This is a genomic window from Anaeromassilibacillus sp. D41t1_190614_C2 (assembly GCF_015558525.1).
GTDB lineage: Bacteria > Bacillota > Clostridia > Oscillospirales > Acutalibacteraceae > Anaeromassilibacillus > Anaeromassilibacillus stercoravium.
This window is the reverse complement of record NZ_JADMOD010000033.1, coordinates 1-4819: the sequence shown is the minus strand read 5'-3', so window position 1 is coordinate 4819 and position 4819 is coordinate 1. Positions and strand designations below refer to the sequence as shown.

The following is a 4819-nucleotide window of genomic DNA, read 5'->3' as shown; positions in this document are numbered from 1 at the left end:
GGGAAGGCTTTTCCCTAATAAACAGCAAGGACCCAATCCTGAGAATCCTCAGGATTGGGTCCTTCTGTGTTTTATTCGTCTATTTTTTGCATGTGGTGGGACTGCGATGGTTGCCTTTATGAAGATTCTTGCTTTGCTTCTGTAGGGCCTTCCCAGATGAAGCGGAAAGCAAACTCCTCGCAGTTTGCTTTCTTAGGGAACGCCGTAGGCGCGAAAAGACGCCGTGCGTCCGCCGTAGGCGCGTCCTGACCGGAGGTCCGCGAAAAGACGCTGTGCGTCCGCGAAAGGCACTGTGTGCCCGCTGTGTGCCCGTTGTAGGCTGCGTTTGTATTTGTCAATTTAAGGGACGTATATGATTTGACTATAAAATATATTATATATCTCTATTTTCTATTAAATTGATGCAAAGCAACTCGGCTTGTGATATAATTCAAAATATATATGGAAAGGAATAGAAAGGAGGAATTGAAGAGAAGAAGGCAAAGGAAACGCATCCCGCGCAAAAAGAACTTTGATTTAACGTTTAGGAGGAGACCATGAAAAGGAGAATGTTAGCACTGCTGCTGAGCGTATCCATGCTGATGACAGCCTTCTGCGTCTCCCCTGTTTCCGCAGCGGCGGAAGCAGGAGCGGGCGCGCCAGCAGATGCGCAAGTGGTTCAAGCGCCTGAGACGGATCTACAGCTCCGCTTCTGGCTGGAAGAAGGAAAACCGTATTACGACGTCGTTTCCCGCGGCGAGACGCTCATTGAGCCATCGGCAATGGGCTTAAAAACGAGCATCGGAGAGTTTAACAACGGTTTTACGATGGGAACCGTGGAAACCAGCTCCGGGGATGAAACCTGGTCCCCCGTTGTGGGAGAGCAGGCGGAGATCCGCGACTACTATGAGCAAGCGTCCATTGTCCTGGAGCATATCACCGGGATCGACATCACCGTGGAACTGCGCGCTTATGATACCGGCGTAGCGTTCCGGTATCTGCTGCCGGATGTTCCGGAGGGACGGGACTCGTACGAGATTACGGACGAGACCACCCAGTTTGTGTTCCCCGCGGGCGCCAAGGCAAACGTCCATTCCGGCGGGAACCAGACCGTCCCGGTGCAGGTTGCGGTTGAAAACTTTAGTTCCAGCGCAACCTACTACCGCCCCATGACCATCCAGTACCCCAGCGGGGCTGCGATGACCATCTGCGAGGCAAACCTGGACAACTACGGCGTGATGACGCTGAAAAAGGACGCTTCTGCGGAGCGTGCGCTCAAGGCGAATTATGTTTCGTATAAGCCGAGCCGCCCATCCGGCTCCCCGTCCAGAGGCCCGGAGATCACCGTGACGGCCGGCAGCCCCACGGCAACCCCGTGGCGTACCTTCGTCATCGGCGAGAGCGAGATCGAGCTCCCGGCGAACAGCACTATTGTGGAAAACCTCAACGAAGCCCCCGACGAAGAGACCTACCATTTCTCGGAGTGGGTTGACCCCGGCACCTGCCTGCGTGCAGCAAGCGGGATGAATACCACCGCGATCAAGGACATCGTTGACCAGGCACAGGAGCGCGGCATTAAATATGTCCTGCTCGATACCGGCTGGTATGGCCCGGAATACGACGTCAACTGCGACCCGCGCCTGGACCCCGCCGCTTTGGAGCCGGATAAGTACGAGAGCGACCGCATCCTTCTGGAGCAGTATTTTGCCACCGAGGGCGGTTACAACAACACCGGCGAAGGCGTGTTCAACACGCGCGGCAAGGGCTTCGACGTTTATAAGGATCTGGGTACCCCCGGAACCTTCCAGACCGACGTGGACATCCCGGCGATCTGCGACTATGCGAACGCCCGTGATGTAGGAATTATTCTGTATGTCAACGGCGTCTATCTGCCCGATTCCAGCGGCAGAAACCGCTACGGCGCAGAAGAGCTCTTCACCTATTTTGAAAAATGGGGCGTCAAGGGCGTGAAACCCGGCTTTGTGCATGTGCGCGCCCAGCAGTTCGAGAGCTACATGCAAGAGGTCGTCGAGGCGGCGGCCCGCCATCATCTGATTATGACCGTCCACGACGAATATGTCCCCACCGGCTTGCAGCGCACGTTCCCGAACCTGTTCTGCACCGAGGGCATTTTGGGCGATGAAGGTATCGGAAGAAACTCCGACCCGCAAATCGCGCAGGACATTGCGACCCTGTTTACCCGCACCATCCAGGGGCCGGCCGACCATACCTATTGCTGGCCGGGCAAGGGAACCAAAGCATATGCGCTGGCATCCCCCCTGCTGTTCCGCACCGGTATGAACGTGCTGTATTGGTACACCAACCCGAACAGCGTGCCGGAGCAGGACAAGGATAAGATGGACTTCTGGAAGGATATGCCCACCACATGGGCGAAATCCCTCTATCTGGAAGGCAAGATGTACGAGTACGCCACGTACGCGCGCCAGAGCAAGGCGGGCGACTGGTATGTCGGCAGCCTCTCCGCCATTGAACGCACGCTCCAGGTGCCGTTGGATTTCCTGGACGAGGGCGTCACCTATGTGGCGGACATCTATGCGGACGGCGCGGACGCGGATGCGTACGCCGGCTGGAACAGCGCTGCAAAGAGCGCGCAAACCCTGGAAAACGAACAATACCTTGTCACCAGTGAAACCACGCTGGAACGCGACCTGAAATATGGCTTCGGTTACGCGGTCAAACTCACAAAGGCCACCCAGGAAGAGTTGGAGACCCTTCCAGTGTACGACGTCAACCGCGAACGGGTGCAAAGCCTGTTGCGCCAGGCGGAGATCCTGGACGAGTCCTCCTATACGGCGGAGACCTGGGCCGCTTTGCAGGAAGCGGTTGAAGCGGCAAATGCGCTCTTGGCGGACGATGCTTCCACGCCGGAGCAATTGGTTGCAGCAGCTGAAGCGTTGCAGCAGGCGATCGACGGCCTCCGTTCCAAGAAGGCATTGACAGAAGCCATCCAGAAGGCCAGCGTATTGACCGAGGGCTATTATACTCCCAGCACCTGGTCTATTTTGGAGGCTGCTTTGAATGAGGCAGAACGCCTTTTGGATGCGCAGCAGGTTTCCCAGGCGGAAATCGACGAGGCGGCGGCAGAGCTGGAAACCGCAATCGAGGGCCTTGTATTACTGAGCGGCTTGGAAGTGATCGATTCCACGTATTTGGATACCTTGGATTGGGAGTCCAATTCCTATGCCCATGCAAACTTTATTTCTAAAAACAAGTCCTATGGAAACGTGCCAATGGTCCTCCGGATCAATGGAGAGGATACAACGTTTGAACACGGCGTGGGAACCCATGCGCAGTCCGGGATTTATTACGATATCTCTGGAATGGGCTTTGAGGTCTTTGAGGCGACGGTCGGCGTCAGCGCGGCCAAGCTCGACGAAAAGATGGGCAATGTGATCTTCCGCGTCTATGGCGACGGCGTCCTGCTCTATGAGACAGAGCCGGTTGGTTACGGAGCCAACGTCACCGCCCAGAAGATCCAAGTGCCCATTGCCGGTGTGAAAGAATTGCTTCTGGAAGCCGATACGAACGGCGCGAACTCCGGCGACCATGCAAACTGGGCGGATGCGCAGTTTGTGAAGTATGGAATTTCCGGGCTGGCAGACATCTATGTGGACGGGGTTTCACTTCCGGAATATGATTCTACCCGGTTTGATTATTATGTCCCGATCACGGAAGGGCAGATGGAGATTCCAGAGGTCACCGTTTCGTGCGGCGGAGATGTTACAGCTGAGGTCACGCCGGCCACCTCCCTGCCGGGAACAACCCAAATTACCGTGACCACCAAGAATGGCGAGTTGAACTATTCGGTGCATTTCTGCACGACCAGCTTGGCGGACTATTTGAGCGACATTTCTTATTCCGATGCGGTCGTACACGGTGGAACCGTTTATCGGGATGTTTCCTATGAAAACAACCCGATGTCGGTCACCGCGGCGGACGGCGTCAGTGAGATGCGCTTTGAAAAGGGCCTGGGCGCCCATGCCCCGGCCAACGAAGTTGGCTATATTGAGTACGACCTGACCGGAACGGATTACGACCGCTTCCAGAGCTGGGTCGGCATCAGCTATCAGAAGAACGACACCCGCTCGACCGTCCGTTTCAGCGTCTATGTGGACAACGAGACAACCCCGCGGTTCGACAGCGGCGTGATGGGCTATCGGACGCCCGCAAAGTTTGTGGATCTCGACATCCGCGGCGCAAGCAAGATCCGTTTGCAGATGGACCGTGTGGACAACAACTCGGCCGACCATGCAAACTGGGCGGACGCGAAGTTCCTGAGCTATGAGGAGATCCCGGAGGAGACCGGCGTCGCGCTTGGCCTGGAAGCACCGGAGACGGTAGCAGCGGGCAGCGAGTTTGAAGTGAAGGGCACGATCGGCGGTCTGGATACGCTGGAGAGCCCGGTAGCATCCCTGGAGATGGTCATGACGTATCCGGAAGGCCTGACCTGCACAGAGGTCATCCCGAACGAAGTGCTGGGAGATACGTTTGAATACAGCATCCATGAAGGCGAACTTCAGGTGAATTTCCTGTACCTGGCGAATGACATCGGCGAGGGCCTGCCGGTGGATCTGGACAGCCTGTTCACGGCGAAGTTTACCGCGTCCCCGGATATGGCGGAAGGCGATTACACGTTTGGCTTGAAAGATGTGATGCTGAGCGATTGGAACGGCGAAGAGGTCCCGTATACCGCAGAAGGCGCATCCGTACATGTGACGGAACTGCCGAAGGAACCGCAGCTTCTGACGGTACAGTGGAGCGGCAACGCATCGATGAGCGTCGAGGGCGAAGCGGAGGAAATCATCTCCACAGATGCGAT

The 4819-nt window shown here is 56.5% G+C and carries 1 protein-coding gene; it reads left to right on the top strand.

Features of this window, described 5'->3' with window-relative positions:
• Positions 1–536: 536 nt before the first annotated feature.
• On the top strand, positions 537–4819 hold a 4283-nt coding region (locus I2G69_RS13945; protein ID WP_195560988.1), incomplete at its 3' end, for an NPCBM/NEW2 domain-containing protein.